This is a genomic window from Agrobacterium sp. BT-220-3 (assembly GCF_025910175.1).
In the GTDB taxonomy this organism is placed as follows: Bacteria; Pseudomonadota; Alphaproteobacteria; order Rhizobiales; family Rhizobiaceae; genus Agrobacterium; species Agrobacterium oryzihabitans.
Map to the genome: position 1 here is coordinate 125,249 of NZ_JAPAIX010000007.1, position 18,433 is coordinate 143,681.

The 18,433-nt window shown below is 60.2% G+C and carries 15 protein-coding genes; 12 read left to right on the forward strand and 3 right to left on the reverse strand.

What is annotated here, in order from left to right; translation table 11 throughout:
* The first annotated feature begins 94 nt into the window (after positions 1 to 94).
* The 6 genes from OK142_RS18170 to OK142_RS18195 all read left to right on the forward strand — a co-directional run bounded on the left by OK142_RS18170 (position 95) and on the right by OK142_RS18195 (position 6,736).
* Positions 95 to 1,006 carry an ABC transporter substrate-binding protein gene (locus tag OK142_RS18170; protein WP_080600415.1) on the forward strand — a complete coding sequence of 304 codons (912 nt, stop codon included), beginning with the start codon at positions 95 to 97 and terminating at the stop codon, positions 1,004 to 1,006.
* 70 nt (positions 1,007 to 1,076) lie between these two features.
* Positions 1,077 to 2,579 (forward strand): sugar ABC transporter ATP-binding protein, encoded by a 1,503-nt coding sequence (locus OK142_RS18175; protein ID WP_003498873.1) that lies wholly within the window; start codon positions 1,077 to 1,079, stop codon positions 2,577 to 2,579.
* On the forward strand, positions 2,569 to 3,546 hold the full coding sequence (locus OK142_RS18180; RefSeq protein ID WP_498684389.1) for an ABC transporter permease: 978 nt from the start codon (positions 2,569 to 2,571) through the stop codon (positions 3,544 to 3,546). Before OK142_RS18175 ends, OK142_RS18180 begins: the two co-directional genes overlap by 11 nt.
* 39 nt (positions 3,547 to 3,585) lie before the next feature.
* Positions 3,586 to 4,317 (forward strand): SDR family oxidoreductase, encoded by a 732-nt coding sequence (locus OK142_RS18185; protein WP_082184971.1) that lies wholly within the window; start codon positions 3,586 to 3,588, stop codon positions 4,315 to 4,317.
* 25 nt (positions 4,318 to 4,342) lie between these two features.
* Positions 4,343 to 5,953 (forward strand): FGGY-family carbohydrate kinase, encoded by a 1,611-nt coding sequence (locus OK142_RS18190; protein ID WP_498684391.1) that lies wholly within the window; start codon positions 4,343 to 4,345, stop codon positions 5,951 to 5,953.
* A gap of 57 nt (positions 5,954 to 6,010) precedes the next feature.
* Positions 6,011 to 6,736: an SDR family oxidoreductase gene (locus OK142_RS18195; protein ID WP_003498880.1), complete on the forward strand. Its 726-nt coding sequence runs from the start codon at positions 6,011 to 6,013 to the stop codon at positions 6,734 to 6,736.
* A 66-nt stretch (positions 6,737 to 6,802) separates the two neighbouring features.
* Here the strand turns inward: OK142_RS18195 and proP are convergent, their stop codons facing one another.
* Positions 6,803 to 8,323, reverse strand: a complete 1,521-nt coding sequence (gene proP, locus OK142_RS18200; protein WP_498684393.1) for a glycine betaine/L-proline transporter ProP — start codon at positions 8,321 to 8,323, stop codon at positions 6,803 to 6,805.
* A 181-nt stretch (positions 8,324 to 8,504) separates the two neighbouring features.
* Positions 8,505 to 8,801: a PRC-barrel domain-containing protein gene (locus OK142_RS18205; protein ID WP_078052845.1), complete on the reverse strand. Its 297-nt coding sequence runs from the start codon at positions 8,799 to 8,801 to the stop codon at positions 8,505 to 8,507.
* Between the two features lie 216 nt (positions 8,802 to 9,017).
* Between OK142_RS18205 and OK142_RS18210 the strand changes: the two genes are divergently transcribed.
* The 4 genes from OK142_RS18210 to OK142_RS18225 all read left to right on the forward strand — a co-directional run bounded on the left by OK142_RS18210 (position 9,018) and on the right by OK142_RS18225 (position 13,934).
* Positions 9,018 to 9,857, forward strand: coding sequence for an inositol monophosphatase family protein (locus OK142_RS18210; protein ID WP_498684395.1), 840 nt, complete (start codon positions 9,018 to 9,020; stop codon positions 9,855 to 9,857).
* A gap of 53 nt (positions 9,858 to 9,910) precedes the next feature.
* Positions 9,911 to 10,519, forward strand: coding sequence for a dual specificity protein phosphatase family protein (locus tag OK142_RS18215; protein ID WP_498684397.1), 609 nt, complete (start codon positions 9,911 to 9,913; stop codon positions 10,517 to 10,519).
* The gene (locus OK142_RS18220) at positions 10,513 to 12,195 is read left to right on the forward strand and encodes a metallophosphoesterase family protein (protein ID WP_498684399.1); all 1,683 of its coding nucleotides are present in this window, start codon (positions 10,513 to 10,515) and stop codon (positions 12,193 to 12,195) included. Before OK142_RS18215 ends, OK142_RS18220 begins: the two co-directional genes overlap by 7 nt.
* Positions 12,196 to 12,290: 95 nt before the next feature.
* The gene (locus OK142_RS18225) at positions 12,291 to 13,934 is read left to right on the forward strand and encodes a Na/Pi cotransporter family protein (protein WP_498684401.1); all 1,644 of its coding nucleotides are present in this window, start codon (positions 12,291 to 12,293) and stop codon (positions 13,932 to 13,934) included.
* Here OK142_RS18225 and OK142_RS18230 read toward each other — a convergent pair.
* The gene (locus OK142_RS18230) at positions 13,931 to 14,917 is read right to left on the reverse strand and encodes a LacI family DNA-binding transcriptional regulator (RefSeq protein WP_035243119.1); all 987 of its coding nucleotides are present in this window, start codon (positions 14,915 to 14,917) and stop codon (positions 13,931 to 13,933) included. The two genes, OK142_RS18225 and OK142_RS18230, sit on opposite strands and share 4 nt — an antisense overlap.
* Before the next feature lie 518 nt (positions 14,918 to 15,435).
* Between OK142_RS18230 and OK142_RS18235 the strand changes: the two genes are divergently transcribed.
* Together OK142_RS18235 and OK142_RS18240 are read left to right on the forward strand one after the other, a co-directional pair.
* A complete protein-coding gene (locus tag OK142_RS18235) occupies positions 15,436 to 17,289 on the forward strand; it encodes an ABC transporter permease (protein WP_498684403.1) in 1,854 nt (617 codons plus the stop codon).
* Positions 17,289 to 18,422: an ABC transporter ATP-binding protein gene (locus tag OK142_RS18240; RefSeq protein ID WP_313616963.1), complete on the forward strand. Its 1,134-nt coding sequence runs from the start codon at positions 17,289 to 17,291 to the stop codon at positions 18,420 to 18,422. The genes OK142_RS18235 and OK142_RS18240 overlap by 1 nt, the downstream gene beginning before the upstream one ends.
* Positions 18,423 to 18,433 lie beyond the last annotated feature (11 nt).

Below are 18,433 nucleotides of genomic sequence, written 5' to 3' on the forward strand. Positions count from 1 at the left end.
ACCAATACATCGTAGATTTTTCACCAATTCGGACAGAGGACTGTCCGGAAACGGGCCCTTATTGCCCAAACTTTCCAAACGGGAGGAAGTTACAATGAGAATGAAATCGAAATTCCTGATGGCGACAGCCGCAGTTGCAATGATGGCCGCTCCGGCGCTGGCGCAGGAAAAGCTGAAGATCGGCATGACGTTCCAGGAGCTGAACAACCCCTATTTCGTGTCGATGCAGGAAGCGCTGAAGGAAGCCGCGGCAAGCATCGGTGCCGACGTTGTCGTCACGGACGCCGGCCACGATGTGGCAAAGCAGATTTCCGACGTGGAAGACATGCTTCAGCAGAAGATCGACATCCTGCTTCTGAACCCGACCGACAGCGCCGGCATCGAAGCCGCCGTGCATGCGGCCAAGGCTGCCGGCGTGACGGTCGTTGCGGTTGACGCCAACGCCAACGGCCCGGTCGACACCTTCGTCGGCTCGAAGAACCGCGACGCGGGTTACCAGTCGTGCAAGTATCTCGGCGATGCCCTTGGCGGCAAGGGTGAGGTCGCTATCCTCGACGGTATTCCTGTCGTGCCGATCCTGCAGCGCGTCGAAGGTTGCAAGGCAGCGCTTGCAGAATTCCCGGAGATCAAGCTTGTTGACACACAGAACGGCCGTCAGGACCGCTCCGTTGCCCTGGGTGTCGTCGAAAACATGATCCAGTCCCGTCCGAACCTCGCCGGCATCTTCTCGGTCAACGATGGCGGTGCAATGGGTGCGCTTGCTGCGATCCAGGGTTCCGGCAAGGACATCAAGCTGACCTCGGTAGACGGTGCTCCGGAAGCTGTGAAGGCAATTGCCGATGGTGGCCCTTTCATCGAAACCACCGCGCAGTTCCCGCGTGATCAAGTGCGCGTTGGTCTTGCCATGGCGCTTGCCCAGAAGTGGGGTGCGCGCGTCGTTCCGAAGGAAGTGCCGATCGACGTCATGGTCGTTGACAGCAAGAACGCCGGCGATTTCAGCTGGTAAGAATTCCTCCCAGGTCCCGTCCCCACCTTGTGTGGGGGCGGGACAAGTCCCGACCATCGAGGAGGGTGAAATGCTGGAACTGAATGGAATAAGAAAAAGCTTCGGCAAGATCGAGGTCTTGCGCGGTGTCGACCTTCAGGCGCGCCCCGGCGAGGTGCATGCGCTTCTGGGAGAGAACGGCGCGGGTAAATCGACGCTGATGAAGATCCTCTGCGGCATTTTGCAGCCTTCGGAGGGAACGATCCGCATCGACGGAACGGATCGCCGTTTTGCCAATTATGACGAGGCGATTGCCGCCGGTATCGGCATCGTGTTTCAGGAATTCAGCCTGATCCCCTATCTCAATGCCGTGGAAAACATGTTTCTTGCCCGCGAAATCCGCGGGCCGCTGCGCCTTTTGAACAAAGGCGCCATGCGCAAGCGGGCCGCCGAAATCATGAGCCGTCTGGCTGTCGACGTTCCGCTCGATGTGCCGGTGCACCGCCTTTCCGTTGCCCAGCAGCAATTTGTCGAAATCGCCAAGGCGCTGTCGCTGGATGCGCGCATTCTCGTTCTCGACGAGCCGACGGCGACGCTCACCCCCTCAGAGACCGAGCATCTTTTCAAGGTCATGCGCGAGTTGCGGCGTCAGGGTGTCGCGATCATCTTCATTTCCCACCATCTTGAGGAAATATTCGAGATCTGCGACCGCATCACGGTCCTTCGCGATGGCGAACTCATCGGTTCCTGCCTCACCTCCGAGGTCGATAATGACCGGCTGGTGGAAATGATGGTCGGCCGACGCATCGAGGCTAGCTTCCCGCCGAAGCCGAAGATTGATGCTTCCGCGCGCAACGTCATCGAGGTGGAAGAGCTTCAGCTGAAAAGAGGCGGCCCGGTCTCGCGTTTCTCGCTACGGGAAGGCGAAATACTCGGCTTTGCCGGTCTTGTCGGTTCCGGTCGCACGGAAACGGCACTCGCCATGCTGGGTGCGCATTCCGCTTCCCGCCGCAAGGTGAAGGTGGATGGCGTGGACACGCGTTTTTCCGGACCGGATGAGGCGCTGGCGCGCGGTATCGGCCTGCTTCCGGAAAGCCGCAAGGAAGAAGGGCTGATCACCAGCTTCTCCATCCTGCAGAACATTTCGCTCAACAACTATCGCAAGTATCCGAAGGCTCACTGGTTCATCGACCTGAAAAAAGAGCTGGAATACACCAAGAAGGCCATGGCGCAGGTGCAGGTCAAGGCGCAGGGGCCCTTTGCCCGCGTCGACACGCTGTCCGGCGGCAACCAGCAGAAGATCGTCATCGCCCGCTGGCTGAACCATGACATGCGGGTACTGATCTTCGACGAACCGACACGCGGTATCGATGTCGGCGCGAAAGCGGAAATCTATGCGCTCATGCGCGAATTTGCCGCCAAGGGCCATTCGATCATCATGATCTCTTCGGAGCTGCCGGAAGTGATCGGCATGTCGGACCGCGTCTGCGTGTTCCGTTCCGGCGGCATCGTCGCCACCGTTGAAGGCGAAGACATCAATTCGGAAACAATAATGACAAATGCCACCACCGGGAGGGTTGAACATGTCGCTTGATGCAAACACCGGCGTTGCCGCGAAAACGAGCGGTTTTGGTTTGGGCAACCTCTTGCGCTCACCGCTCGCCCTGCCTTTGGCAGGCCTGATTGTCGTATCGATCCTGATGGGGCTTGCGAGCGACAATTTCTTCAGCGTGAACAACATCATGAACGTGCTGCGGCAGGTTTCCGTCGTTGGCATCCTCGCCGTCGGCATGACCTTCGTCATCCTCACCGGTGGCATCGACCTTTCGGTCGGCGCGGTCATGGCGCTTGTCGGCACGCTGTCGGCCGGCCTGATGGTAAATACCGGCCTGTCTCCGGCGGTTGCTCTGCCGGCTGGCTTTTTCATCGGTCTCGGCATCGGTATCTTCAACGGGGCGCTTGTCGCCTGGGGGAAGATGCCCGCCATCATCGTGACGCTCGCCACCATGGGAATGGCGCGCGGTCTCGGCCTCATCTATTCCGGCGGTTACCCGGTCAGCGGCATTCCGAGCTGGATTTCCTGGTTCGGCGTCGGCCGCATCGGCGTCGTTCCGGTGCCAGTCGTTATCATGGTGGTGATTTATGCCGTGGCCTGGGTGCTGTTGCAGCGCACGGCTTTCGGTCGCCATGTCTATGCACTTGGCGGAAATGAATTGGCGGCCCGTCTTTCGGGTGTGAAGACCCAGCGCGTCAAGCTTGCGGTCTATGGCATCTCGGGCGTCACGGCAGCTTTTGCCGCGCTCATCCTCACCGGCCGCCTGATGAGCGGTCAGCCCAACGCAGGTGTCGGTTTTGAGCTCGACGCCATTGCGGCGGTTGTTCTCGGCGGCACGGCGATTGCAGGCGGCAGGGGCCTGATCCTCGGCACGCTTATCGGTGCGGTGCTGCTCGGCATCCTCAATAACGGTCTCAATCTCGTGGGTATCAACCCCTATCTGCAGGATGTCATCAAGGGCGCCATCATCCTGCTTGCCATCTATATCGGGCGCGAATGGCGCTGAGCCGGCCCGGAACCTCTTTAAAAAACGCAGGAGAATTAAATGTCTGAATCGCTGCAAGGCAAGATCGCGGTCATCACCGGCGCCGCATCCGGTATCGGGCTGGCCACCACTGAAGCCCTGTTGGAACAGGGCGCGACCGTGGTCATGGTCGACTGGAACGAGAAAGCCTTGAATGAACTCGCCGGCAAGCTCGGCGAACGTGCCATCCCGCAGGTGACGAACCTTCTGGATGCCGATAGCTGCAATGCCATGATCCCGGAAATTCTGGAGAAGGTCGATCATATCGACATCCTCTATTGCAATGCCGGCACCTATATTGGCGGTGACCTCACCGAAACGACGCCGGAAGCCATCGACAAGATGCTGAACCTCAACGTCAATGCCGTCATGAAGAACGTACAGGCCGTCGTCCCGCATATGTCGGAGCGCAAGACCGGCGACATCGTCGTCACCTGCTCGATCGCCGGACATTTCCCGACCTATTGGGAGCCGGTCTATTCGGGTTCGAAATGGGCAATCACCAGCTTCGTACAGGGCATGCGCCGCCAGATGATCCCCCACGGCGTTCGCGTCGCGCAGGTCTCTCCCGGCCCCGTCGTTTCCGCACTTCTGGCAGACTGGCCGGAAGAGAACCTTCGCAAGGCCAAGGAATCGGGCAGCCTTATCGATGCGAGTGAAGTGGCCGATGCGGTGGTCTATATGTTGACCCGCAAGCGCACCGTCACCATCCGTGACATGCTGGTGCTGCCTACCAACTTCGATCGCGTGTAACCGCCTGCCGCAAGGAGTATCGCAAATGGCTTCCTACCTGATTGGCGTTGATGTCGGTACCGGCTCTGCCCGTGCCGGTGTCTTTGATGTGGCGGGCAGGCTTCTGGCCACCGCCAAGCGCCCGATCACGATGCACCGTGAGGACGGCGGCATCGCCGAACAATCGAGCGGTGAGGTTTGGAAGGCCGTTTGCGACAGCGTGCGGGAAAGCGTTTCGCAGGCTGCCATAGATGCTTCATCCGTGGTTGGCATCGGTTTCGATGCCACCTGCTCACTCGTCGTGCGCGGGCCTGATGGTGAGACCCTTCCGGTCGGCGCGCCGGATCATCCCGAACGCGATATCATCGTCTGGATGGATCACCGCGCCGTCGAACAGGCGGAGCGGATCAATGTCGGCGAACATGCCGTTCTGAAATATGTCGGTGGCCGGATTTCCCCGGAAATGCAGACGCCCAAGCTGCTGTGGCTCCGCGAAAACAGGCCGGACATCTATACTCGCGCCGAGCACTTCTTCGACCTGACGGACTTCCTCACCTGGAAAGCCTCAGGCGCGCTCGATCGCTCCGCTTGCACCGTCACCTGCAAATGGACTTATCTCGCCCATGAGGAGCGGTGGGACGCGGAATATTTCACCCGCATCGGGCTTGGCGATCTGGCGGAGCAGGGTTTCCGCCGTATCGGTGAAAGCGTCGTCCATCCCGGCACGGCGCTGGGCAACGGCTTGACGGAAGAAGCCGCGGAAGCCATGGGGCTGGTTGCGGGGACCGCCGTTGCCGCAGGCCTGATCGATGCGCATGCCGGTGGCGTTGGCACGGTGGCTGCGGGCGGTGATGCATCGCGATGCCTCGGTTATGTCTTCGGCACCTCTTCCTGCACCATGACGACCACCGCCGAACCCGCCTTCGTGCCGGGTGTCTGGGGCCCCTATTATTCCGCCATGGTTCCCGGCGCATGGCTCAATGAAGGCGGCCAGTCCGCCGCCGGTGCCGCCATCGATTATCTGGTGCAATTGCACCCGGCCTTTGCCGAGGCAAAGGCGCTTGCCGGGAAGGAAGGCAAAGCCTTGCCGGTATGGCTTGCCGACCGCGCTCTTGACCTTGCCGCATCCGCCGCCGCCGCAGTCGGGATCGCCGAGGATTTTCATGTGGTGCCGGAGTTTCTCGGTAACCGTGCTCCCTTCGCCGATCCCCATGCCCGCGCGGTCATTGCCGGTTATGGCATGGAGACCGGCGTGGATTCCCTCGTCGCGCTTTATGTGGCGGGCCTTCTCGGCCTTGGTTACGGACTTCGCCAGATCATCGAGACGCAGGCCCGCAACGGCGCCCCGGTGGAAACCGTCAGCGTCAGCGGCGGGGCGGGCGCTCATCCACTTGCCCGGCAATTGCTGGCGGACGCAACGGGGCTTCCCGTCGAACTGACCGAATGCGAAGAACCGGTGCTTCTCGGATCTGCGATGCTTGGCGCGGTTGCTGCGCGAACCTATCCGGACCTGATGGCGGCGATGCCCGCCATGTCGCGGATCGCCAGCTGTGCGGCGCCTGACCCTGCTTTTCAAAAGGTTCACCAGTCGCGTTACGACGCATTTCTGGCCTTGCAGGATGCGGCGCGTGCCATTCGCTCCGCCAGCCATTCCTGAACCGCGTCACAAGCTTAGATTATCCGGCCGCATTGGCCGCAAAATAACGAGGATTCCATGCAGTTTTCCGGAAAATCCGTCATCATCACCGGCGCAGGCAAGGGCATCGGCCGCGCCTGCGCCATCCTGATGGCTGCGCGTGGCGCTGACGTCGTGGCAATCAGCCGGACGCAGTCCGATCTCGACAGCCTGAAAAGCGAAATCGGCGGCCGCTCGATCCGTGTCGATCTCGCCGATGTTGCGGCGACGCGGGCCGCGATGGTCGAGGCGGGTCCGTGCGATTTTCTCATCAACAGCGCGGGCATCAACGTGCTCGAAAGCGTGCTCGATATGAGCGACGAAGGGTATGAGGCCGTGCTCGGCATCAACCTGCGTGCAGCACTCGTCACCTGCCAGGAATTCGCCCGCGCCCGCGTTGCAAAGGGTGGGGGTGGCGCAATCGTCAACATCACCTCGATTGCCGGTCATCGCGGTTTTCAGGATCATCTCTGCTACGCCGCGTCGAAGGCCGGGCTTGAAGGCGCGACCCGCGTTCTCGCCAAGGAACTTGGGCCGCATGGCATCCGCGTCAACGCTGTCGCACCCACCATCACGCTGACTGAACTGGCTGCCGAAGCATGGAACGATCCGGCCAAGAGCGCACCGATGATGGTTCGCCATCCGCTGCAGCGCTTTGCCGAGGCTGAAGACGTGGCACAGAGCATCGCACTGCTTCTGTCAGATGATAGCAGCATGATTTCCGGCGCGGTGTTGCCCATCGATGGCGGGTTCCTCGCCGTCTGACGTTTAGGGGATGCGCGGGGTGCAAATGTATTGCCGCGCATCCTGTCTCAGGACTGGATATCCCGCTCAGGTCAGATCCGGGTGCTTACCAACCAGCTGATTGCGTTTTGCCTGAAGAATTTCCTTCTGTTCCTCAAGCTTGAGCAGCTCGTCGTCTATCTCCTCGACGCTTTTCTCGATGTGCAGATATTGCTCTGCCAGAAGCGATTTGGCTTCCTTTCGGCTCGACGCATTCGGTGTGTCACCATAAAGCGGCCGGTTGGCGGTTTCCTTGAGGAAAAACGTCGTTGCGATGCCGAAGACGGCCGCCACCATGAGATAATAGGCCGGCATATAGATATTTTCCGTGACCTCCACCAGCCATGCGGTGAGTGTCGGCGTCAGCCCGGCCACGATGATCGAGATATTGAATGCGATAGCCAGAGCGCTGTAGCGGATGCGGGCTGGAAAGAGCGCTGGCAGGGTGGATGCCATGATCCCGATCAGGCAATTGAGCGCGACCGCGAGGATGAGCAGTCCGAAGAAAATCTGAACAACCTGCCCGCTGGCGATCAGATGAAATGCCGGCAGCGAGAGAAACAGGATCGCCGTGCTGCCAACCGCCAGAAACGGCCTGCGCCCGATGCGGTCGCTCAAAAGCCCGATGGCGGGCTGGACGAACAGCATGCCAACCATCACCGCGATGATGATGAGGACGCCATGATCCTCGCTGTAATTCAGCGTTTTTGACAGATATGTCGGCATGTAGGTGAGCAGCATGTAATAGGTCACGTTGGTCACGAGGACCATGCCGATACATATTGCCAGCGACCGGGAATGTTGGCTGACAATCTCGGCGATGGGAACCATGGGCCGCTCTTTCAGCGACTGCCGGTCTTCTTCTTCGGCCCGGTGCAGGCGTTCGGTGAAGGCGGGCGTCTCTTCCGCCGCGTGGCGGAGATAAAGCCCGATCAACCCGAGGGGTGCTGCCAGAAAGAACGGAATGCGCCAGCCCCAGTCGAGGAACTTGGCTTCGCCCATTGCGGTGCTGAGCAACACGACGAGCCCCGCGCCAAGGACGAAGCCGGCGATTGAGCCGAAGTCGAGCCAGCTGCCAAGATAGCCGCGTTTCCGGTCAGGCGCGTATTCCGCTACGAAAATGGCGGCACCGGTATATTCGCCGCCGACGGAAAACCCCTGGGCAAGCTTGCATAACAGCAACAGAATGGGTGCCCATATGCCGATGGTGGCATAACCGGGGATAAGGCCGATGCAGAAGGTGCTCGCGGCCATGATGATGATTGTCAGGGAGAGGACTTTTTGACGCCCGAATTTGTCACCCATGGCGCCAAAAAATACGCCCCCCAATGGGCGGATAAGGAAGGGAACGGAGAAAGTTGCGAGCGCCGCCACGGTTTGAACGGCGGGGGCAGCATCCGGGAAAAAGACCTTGCCGACGGCGTAGGCGACGAAACCGTAGACGCCGAAGTCGAACCACTCCATCGCGTTGCCGAGAGCGGCTGCCGTGACCGCCTTTTTGACCTTCTCGTCATCGATGACGGTGACGTCGTCGATGCTCAGCGGAGTGGCCTGTATCTGGTTGTTCAATCACTGTCCCCTTGAACTACATTGCGCGCGATTTTTTAAGCGTCATGAAAATGCTCGATACGCTGAAGCGTTCCATCTCTCGGCAGAACAATCGGGCCTTCGGCTATATTGGGGGTGACAACGGGGTAGCCCGGTAAGACAAAGAAAAACGCCCGGCTGGCAGCCGGGCGTTTTTTAAAGATTAATGGCGGTGCTCAGGCATCTCCTTAAGCTGGTCCTTGGTCCATGAGGTGACCGCGTGGACATCGCCATCCTCGTCGCGCATGAAATCCAAGTCGCTGAGCGGGACTGCGACGGGCTTTGCGCCGATGCCGAGAAAGCCGCCAACGTCGATGATTGCAGTGCTGCCAGCGCCAACGCCATGGACATGATCGACCTTGCCGACCTTGTGGTCATCTGCGCCATAAACTGTGGCACCTTCCAGAACGGACGGGGTCAGTTCCGTTTCAACGAGGCGTACGTGATTGGTGTGATCCACTTTTCTTCCTCCTGCTTGGGGTTGCCAGAGATGAACTCCCGCAAGGCAAAACCGTTCCATCGCGCATGGTGGATGTTGTGGCAAACCGATTGTCGGGACGCACGGCTGGCTGCTATGAAACCCTATAGGCGGCCCGTCTAAAAATCGCGCTTGAAAAGACTGAACACGTGTGCAATATGAACGCGTGTTCAACCTTTATAGAGATGGTTATTTCGCATGGACTCGATGCCCTATCCGGATACGTTGGCAGCCCGTGCCGAACTGTGCCGTAGCGTTATTCTTTCCGCCGGGGAGCTGGTGCTGAAGGGCTTTCAGGGCGAGGCGACACGCAGCTTCTCGATGAAGGGTCCGCAGGACTTTCTGACGGTGACGGATGCGGCATCCGAAGCGCATATTCGCGGAGCGATCTCGGCCTGCTTTCCCGAGGACAGTTTTTTCGGTGAAGAGGGCGGCGGTGTGATCGGTGATCGCGTCTGGGTCGTTGATCCCGTGGACGGCACCGCGAATTTCGCCCGTGGCATTCCGCATTTCTGCATCTCCATCGCCTATGTCGAAAACGGGCAAACCGAATTCGGCGCGATCTACAATCCGGCTCTCGATGAGCTCTATTTCGCCCGGCGCGGAGAGGGGGCAACGCGCAACGGACAGCCCATCCGGGTTGCTGAAACGGAGCGTTTCGATGCGGCCTCTATCGAAATGGGCTGGTCGACCCGTATCGCGAATGCCACCTATCTCGATGTCGTCAAGAACCTGCTTGATATGGGTGCCAATGTGCGCCGCGCCGGTTCCGGCGCGCTGGCGCTTGCCTATGTGGCCGATGGCCGTTCCGATGCCTATCTCGAATTGCACATGAATTCATGGGATTGTCTTGCGGGACTGTTACTCGTCAGCGAAGCTGGCGGCGATGTCTGCCCTTTCCTGGAGATTGGTAGTCTTGAAGATGGTGGGCCGGTTCTGGCCGCAGCTGGCGGCGTTGCGAGCGGCGTCAGCCAGGCATCGAAGATACCATTGGCAGAGCGGCAGCCTTCGGATCGGCAGCAGGCCCTATCGGCCTGAATTTAGACGGGCACCCCTCCGTGGAGGGTGCTTGGTGCATGTGGAGGAATGACATGGATGGACCCGTTTATGCCCGGCCTGCGATCAGCCTGATTGCGGAAGGGCTCGGCCCGCATAATGCTGCGCTTTATATCGGCGGCAGCGATGGTGCGAGCGACCTTGGGCTCCTGCGCCGGCACGGCATTACCACCGTCGTCAACTGCGCCGTCAATCTGGATATCAATCTGGTGCAGGCGCCGGCGGAAGAGGGCGACAGGCGCGCTGTGGGTTATGGCGATATCCGTTATTACAAGCTCGGTCTTATCGACGGGGAGGGCAGCCCGGACACGATGATGCTGGGAGCCTATTATATTCTCGACGGCGCGTTGCGGCAGACCATGCCGAAGCGCGAAACCTATCCTTTCCCCGATGGTGGCAATGTGCTTGTCAATTGCCGCAGCGGGCGCAGCCGTTCGGTCTCGCTGGTGGCGCTTTTCCTGCACAAGCAGCAGCCGCACCTCTATCCCACCCTTGACGATGCACTGGCGGTGATCCGCACGAAGCGGGAATTGCGGCCGGACGAATGGTTCGAGACGCCGAAACCGATGCTTTATGCCGCCGCCCGCCGCGCCTCCGACTGGATCGACATGGTCGAAGGCAGAAAGACTGTTCAATCATGCTGAAACGCACGCTTCCCTCCGTCGCCGTCATTGCCGATGCCCATTTTCATGACACGGCGGCTGATTTCGGTTTCCCCGGCATAGAGATCGGTGGTGAGCGCATCACCATGCGCAGCTGGTCGGATACGCGCGAATCCACCCGTGTTTTCAACGAAAGCGCCGATGCGCTGCATGCTGCACTCGAAGAAGTGCGGCAGCGGGGCATCCGCCATGTGGTGCTGCTTGGTGATTATACCGACGATGGCCAGCGGGCGACATCCGAAACGCTGAAGGGCATTCTGGAGCGTCATCGCGATGCCCATGGCACCGCCTTTTATGCTTTGCCCGGCAACCACGATATTTTCGGCCCGCGTGGCCGGCATCATACCAAGGAATTTCTGACGGAGAACGGCAAATGCCTTTCCGTTTCAAGCGATGCGCGGCGGGCCGGTGATCGGGTCGTGATCAGCGACCGGATGTATTGCGAAGGCTACCCCGTTGGCCTTGGCCCGATGGCGGCTTTCGGATATTTCCGCCAGCCGGACTATCTGCATTGGGAAACACCGTTCGGGCTTTCCGATGCGGCGGAAGACCGTCTCTACGAGGTGCGCTCGCCCGATGGACGCAATGTCTACCGGTTGATGGATGCATCCTATCTGGTTGAGCCGGAGCCGGGTCTCTGGCTGCTCATGATCGACGCCAATATTTTCGAGCCGCTCGACGGCACTTTCGAGACGGGGGAGGAAGCTGCCTTTACCGACAGTACTTCCGGCGGCTGGAACGCGCTTTTGCGCTGCAAACCCTTCATCATCGACTGGATTGCCGATGTGCGCGAGAGGGCACAGGCGCTTGGCAAGACTTTGCTCGGCTTTTCCCACTATCCGGCGCTCGATCCCTTCGATGGCGCAAGCGGTGCCGAAAGTGCGCTGTTTGGCGAAACCAACGTCGTGCGTCGCACGCCGCGCAAGGCGGTTGAGGATGCGCTGGTTGAGGCCGGGCTTAAAGTTCATTTCAGCGGGCACCTGCATGTGGAAGGTGTGACCCGGCGCGGGGAGGGCGAAACCTCGCTCACCAATATCGCCGTGCCGTCTCTGGTCGCCTTTCCGCCCGCCTTCAAGGTCGTCCATCCCGCGCAGCACGAGATGTCCGTCGAGACGGTGGAAATGGCCTCCCTGCCGATAAACAGCCGCATTTGCCGGGGTTATGCGCGGGAAACCGCACTGGCCGGTGATGACGAGGACCGGGCGTTTGCGGCGGGCAATTACGGTGATTTTCTGCTCGGCCACAAACGCGCGCTGATCCGGCATCGTTATTTCACCAAGGAGTGGCCAGCCGGGATCGTGGCGGCGATTGCGGATAAAACCGTATCCGAGGTTATCGGCCTACTTGGTGAAAAGAGCCTTGCCTCGCTTGATGCCGAGCTGTGCTCCGATCTGCCGATGTTCGAACTTATTGCGGACTGGTATTGCCTGCGTCAGGGCGCGGGCCTGGCGCTTGCGCATATCGCGCCTCAACGGCTTTCCCTTTACCGGTCGCTGGCGGATCGTTTTGGCCGTGAGCCCGATCACCACGACGGTTCGGTCAAGAGTTTTATCGAAATCTTCTTCGGTGCCCTTGGGCTGTTTCTCGACCGTGCCGAAGGCGGTTCGCGGCATCTGGAACTCCGTCTCACACCACAACGTCAATCCATTGCGGTGTGATCCGAAGGTTTTTTCGCCGCAATCGACGATGTGAACGGGGCATATCAACGGCTCCTCGGGGAAGTGGCGGCAAGCAGGACAGGCGAGGTGATCTAGTGGAATCGGTCGTTGTCAGCATCAATCTGTTCGGTGCGGTGGCGCTGCTGCTTTTCGGTCTTGGGCAGATCAAGGACGGAATGTCGCGTGCCTTTGGCGCGAAGCTTCGCGTCGGGCTTGCCGCCGGTACGCGCGGCGGGTTTCGCTCCTTCATCGCCGGCCTCGTGGCGACGATTGCACTGCAGAGTTCGACAGCCACGGCGCTGATGGTTGCCTCCTTCGTTGAAAAAGATCTCATCGCACCAGCGATGGCGCAGATCGTGCTGCTCGGCGCCAATGTCGGTACCGCCACGACGGCGTGGATTGTCGCGCTCGGTCTTGGCTGGCTGTCGCCCATGTTGATCCTTGCCGGTGTCGTCCTGTTGCGTGGAAAGTCGGTGCAACGGCAGGGTGCGGGCGCTGCCGTTGCCGGTGTCGGCCTGATGTTGCTTTCCCTGCATCTTCTTTCTGCGGCGACGGATCCCATCCGGCAGTCGCCGGCGCTTAACCTCTTCATTTCCATGCTCGGCAATGCCTGGCCGGTCGCGTTGATCTTTTCCGCGGTGCTGGCCGTGCTGGCATCCTCCAGCCTTGCCATCGTCGTCCTCATCCTGTCACTTGCGGCAAGCGGCGGCATCGAAACAAGCCTCGTCATCGTGCTGGTGCTCGGTGCCAATCTTGGCGGCGCGGTTCCGCCGGTGCTGGCGACGTTGAAGGCGCCGGTCGCGGCGCGCCGGGTGGCGCTTGGCAACCTCATCGTCCGGACTACCGGCTGTGTCGCAGCCCTGCCGCTTGCCGGATACGGCGCGGCACTGCTCGACATGTCGCCTTTCTCGCACGCCAATCTGGCGGTCGATGCGCATCTCCTTTTCAATCTTGCGGTCGCCGTCATCGCATGGCCGCTATCACCGTTGTTGCTGCGGGTGACGACTGCGCTGCTGCCGGAAAAAGAGGGAGCCGAGAGCCGCCGCAGCTATCTCGACACTCATGATCTGGGCCAGCCGGTTGCGGCCCTTGCCGGCGCGAGCCGCGAGGTCATGCTGGTCGGCGATCTGATCGAGCGCATGCTGCGTCAGGCGAGCGACGCCATGCACGACAGCGATCTTTCGAAACTCAATGATATCAGCACGCTGGAAGGCCGGGTCGATAGTATCCAGCATGCCATCAAGGTCTATGTCTCGAAGGTGGGCCAGGATGGTTTGTGCCAGAAGGACGAGCGACGCGCGATGGATATCGTCGAATATGCCATCAATCTCGAACATATCGGCGATATCATCGAGAAGGGCATCCGTCCGGAAATCGCCAAGAAGATCAGTCTCGGCCTCAGATTTTCCGATGACGGTAAAAGCGAACTCGAACGTCTTTTCTCCATCACGCTCGACAATATCCGCATGGCGCAATCGGTTTTCGCCACCCGCAATGCCGACCTTGCCCGACGGCTTGTGGAGGTGAAGGAAGATGTGCGCCGGCTGGAAAAACAGTCATCGGAGCGCCATCTCCAGCGCCTGCGCGATGGCCGGGCCGACAGCATCCAGACAAGCTCCGTGCATCTCGACATGCTGCGCGATCTGAAACGCATCAACGCCCATATCGCCGCTGTCGCCCATCCGATCCTCGATGAAAGCGGTCTTCTGATCGAAAGCCGGATCAAGCAGGCGGGTTAGCGCGCGGTGATCCGCTCGACCATCTCAACGGGCACGACCTGAAGCCGGGTCTCGGGCTCGTCGCTGTCAAGCGCGGTCAGGACCTTCTCGGTCAGCGCGTCAAAGGATTGGGCAACGGTTGTTAGCTGATAGCTTTTCCAGCCCGCCTGCGGAATGTCGTCGAAACCGACGATCGACACGTCTTCCGGCACCCGGCGGCCCATTTCCAGCCGGGCTGCATCCATGAAACCGAGAGCAAGCAGATCGGTCACGCAGAAGGCGCCGTCTATCGTCTTGTCCTTCAGCAATTCGCAACCGGCCTGATAACCGCTGTCATAACTTGTCGGCCCGCCCGACCATGGAACGACTTCGATGCCCTCAATTGTCATGCGCTGGGTAAAGGCGGCCGCGCGGCGCAACTGTGCCGGTGTCTGGCTGCCGCTGGAAACGACCGCGACCTTCCTGCATTTTGCCGCCACAAGCCGCATGGCGGCGAGATCGGCGCCGTGGGAATCGTCGCTCAACACCATGTTCGTATCGGTCCGGTCGAGACGCTGGTTGATGAGGATAAGGCGCACGCCATTGGCGATGCATTCGTCGACGATAGAAGCGGGCGGCTCACCGGAGAGAACGACGATGGCCTGGGCGCGAAACTCGAAAAGCAGTTCGATCAGCGGCGCGATATCCTTGCGTGCATCGGCCGCGTTCAGCAGCAGGCATTGCAAACCGCGACGCAGAAGGCCGATGCTGAGAAGATCGAGCTGTTTTGAAATGAATGGCGAGCTGAGATTGGCGCCGACCACCCCGATGAGATTGGAGCGGTCATTGTTGAGGCCCTGGGCCAGACGGTTGACGCGGTAGCCAAGTTCATGCGCGGCTTTCAGCACCTTGCGCCGGACGGCCTTCGATACGCTGCCGCCGGGGGTGAAAGTGCGCGACACGGCGGAGCGCGAGACACCAGCCTTTTTTGCCACCTCTTCGGCCGTCACGAACCCTCTCGCCATTCAACTCCCCCGTTTGCGAAACCTCATGTCTGATATCACAGGCCTGAAGGGCCGACTATTCCAATTGGAATATTTCAGGTGCGACGCGCTCCTGCTCAGGCAGGGGCGATGCTCGCTTTCTCCTGCAAATATATCGTCCTTTCCATTTCCATTCCGTGGGAAAAGACGATTGCGCGCCAGACGATATAAAAATATGCAAAACTAGATTAATAAAACCGTTTAAAAACAAAGATATAAATCAATGATCGCGTGTGCATTTTTTCGTTGACAAAATACCGTTTAGGATGGATCATGCATTCCAAGGTCAAGCATTATATGGAATTTTTATTCTACGTTTTGTTTGCCGGCGATGTTTCCGGGAGGAGCTGGATCATCGTTGCTTGCGGGCCGGATGCCCGCTGCTGAAGCATTGACACATTGCTCATGTTCGACGCACGCGCCGCCTGTCCCGCAGGTTGCGCGCAGGCAGAAGCTTGCCAGCGTGTCGGAGCAATGTTGCGGCCATATGGGGAGGAATAATGGCTCTTTTAAGCGAATCAACGAAGGCGGAGGCACTGGGGCGTCCCCCGACGACCGCGCCTTCGGCATGGCAGGCCTGGCGCTATCGCGTCAAGGTCGCGCTCAGGGAGCCGACGACGCTCATCGGCGTGCTGACGGCGTTGCTTTTCACCTATCTGATCGTCGTTCCGATCATCTCGATTGTGCTCGATGCCGTCCGGGTCCAGTTCGGCCACGAACGGCGTCTCGGCAAGGATGTCGGTGATCTCACGCTTTATTATCTCGACAGGGCGTTCTTCTCGCCCGTCGCGACGGATCTTTTCTGGCGACCGCTATTTAACACGCTGACAGTAGCCTTCGGGGCGATTGCGCTTTCACTCATTATCGGAACGGTGCTTGCCTGGCTTATCAGCCGCACGGATATGTTCGGTCGCCGCTGGTTCGCAACCGCGCTGATCGTGCCCTACATGCTGCCCGCCTGGACCTTTGCGCTCGCCTGGACGACGCTGTTCAAGAACCGCACCGTTGGCGGCCAGCCGGGCTGGTTCGAGGCGATGGGGCTGACGCCGCCGGACTGGGTGGCCTATGGGCGCTTCCCGATCACCATCATCCTTGCCCTGCATTACACACCCTTCGTCATCCTGCTGTTCGGCTCGGCGCTGCGCCGTTTCGACTCGCAGCTGGAGGATTCGGCCCGCATTCTTGGCGCCCATCGTTATCAGGTGGCTTTGCAGGTCATCCTGCCCTTGATGCGCCCGGCGCTGCTCTCTTCCATGGTGCTGATCTTCGCAAAGTGCCTCGGCGAATTCGGCGTACCCTATGTTCTCGGCCTTCCCGTGAAGTTCGAGGTGCTGTCGACATCGCTGTTCCGCAGCATTGCCTCGCGCCAGACCGGTGTTGCCGGTGTCGTTGCGGCCTCGATCATGCTCATCGGCATCATCACGCTGATGATCGATGCCCGCCTCGTTCGCGAAGCCCGGCGTTTCGTGACGATCGGCTCCAAGGGTTCCATGAACCGGCAAAGCCGTCTCGGCAAGATGCGTCTTCCGGCAACGGGCTTTGCGGCTGCTGTCTTCATTCTCAGCGTTGGCCTGCCTTTGCTTACACTCGCCCTCTCGACCGTCATGAAGATGCCGGCCAGGTTCACGTTCGAAAATTTCACGCTCGATTACTGGATTGGCAGCAATCTCAACACGGTGGCCTTGCAGACCGGCGTTCTTCTGAGCCCCGATCTCTGGGCGGCGGCTAAAAACACGATGATGATCGTCGGCCTTGCCTCGCTCACATCGGGTGTCCTCGGCCTGCTCGTCGGTTATGTCGTCATCCGTACGCCGGTGCGGGCGCTCTCGGTCTATCTGCGTCAGGTCACGTTCCTGCCCTATCTGGTGCCGGGCATCGCCTTTGCCGCCGCCTATCTCTCGCTGTTTGCGGTGCCACGCGGGCCGATGCCGGCACTCTATGGCACGGTGACAATCCTTATCCTCGCACTGATCGCCGACCAGATGCCCTATGCCTCGCGTGCCGGCATTTCGGCCATGACACAGCTTGGAAAGGACCCGGAAGAGGCGGCCCAGATTGCCGGTGCCGGCTGGTTCCGCCGCATGATCTCGATCGTCATCCCGATCCAGAAGGGATCGCTGGTGACGGGGGTTCTGCTGCCCTTCATCTCGGGCATCAAGGGCCTGAGCCTGTTCGTGATCCTCGCCGTGCCGAGCACGGATGTTCTGACCACCTATTCGCTGCGGCTGGTCGATTACCACTATACGCAGGCCGCCAACGCCGTGGTGCTGATCATCGCCGGCATTGCCTATTTCGGCACCCTGCTGGCCCAGAAACTGACCCGCACAAATCTTGCAGAAGGACTTGGAAGCTGATGCCTACCATCAACCTGCGCGGGGCGCAGAAGAACTACGGCGTGAATTCCGCAAATGCGGTTTCCGATCTCGATCTCGAAATCCGCGACGGCGAATTCATGTGCCTGCTTGGCCCTTCCGGCTGCGGCAAGACCACGACGCTGCGCATGATCGCGGGCCTTGAAAACCTCTCCGGCGGTGAAATCCGTGTCGGCGACAGGGTGATAGATTCCGTCAATGACGGCATATTCGTGCCGCCGGAAAAGCGCGAAATGGGGCTCGTCTTCCAGAGCTACGCGCTCTGGCCGCATCTGACCATCGAGCGCAACACGGATTTCGGCCTGCGCCTGCGCAAGCTGCCGAAAGCCGAGCGGGAGGCACGCGTCGAGCGCGTCATGCAGGCGCTCGACATCGCCAAGTACCGCGACCGTTATCCCTCGCAGCTTTCCGGGGGGCAGCAGCAGCGTGTGGCGCTGGCCCGCATGCTTGCCGTCAATCCGGGTGTGCTGCTTCTGGATGAGCCGCTCTCCAACCTCGATGCCCGGCTTCGGCTGGAAATGCGCGCCGAGCTGAAGCGGCTGCACAAGGAGTTCAAGACCACCATCGTCTTCGTGACGCATGACCAGTGGGAGGCCATGACGCTTGCCACGACCATTGCGGTGATGAACGAGGGCACGCTGCAGCAGATGGGCACGCCCAACGATATTTACGACCGTCCGGCCAATCGCTTCGTCGCCGAATTTGTCGGCAGCCCGCCGATTAATATCCTGACCTTCGGCCAGCCTGGGGTGTCCGATATCGCCGACAATGCGGAGGCCTATTTCACAACGCGTTATCCGCAACTGCGTGGCATTGCCTCGGTCGGCATGCGGCCGGAGGCGATGGGTTATGCGGCAAGGCGGGAGGATGTGCCGCAGGGCAGCTTCTTTGGAGAAATGACGGTGACGGGCGTGCTTCCGACAGGTGGCAGCTGGATTCTCGAATTGAGGAGCGAGAACCACACGCTGTTCCTGACCACCCATGCCCTGCCGCGCATCGACAGCGGTGACCGCGTGTTTTTCCACGTGCCGCCGGAGGCCCTGCATGTCTTCGACGCCAAAGGGCAGCGGATCACCGAGGCGGACACGGTGCTGAGGAGCAGTTCCTACAACTGAAAACGACGAAA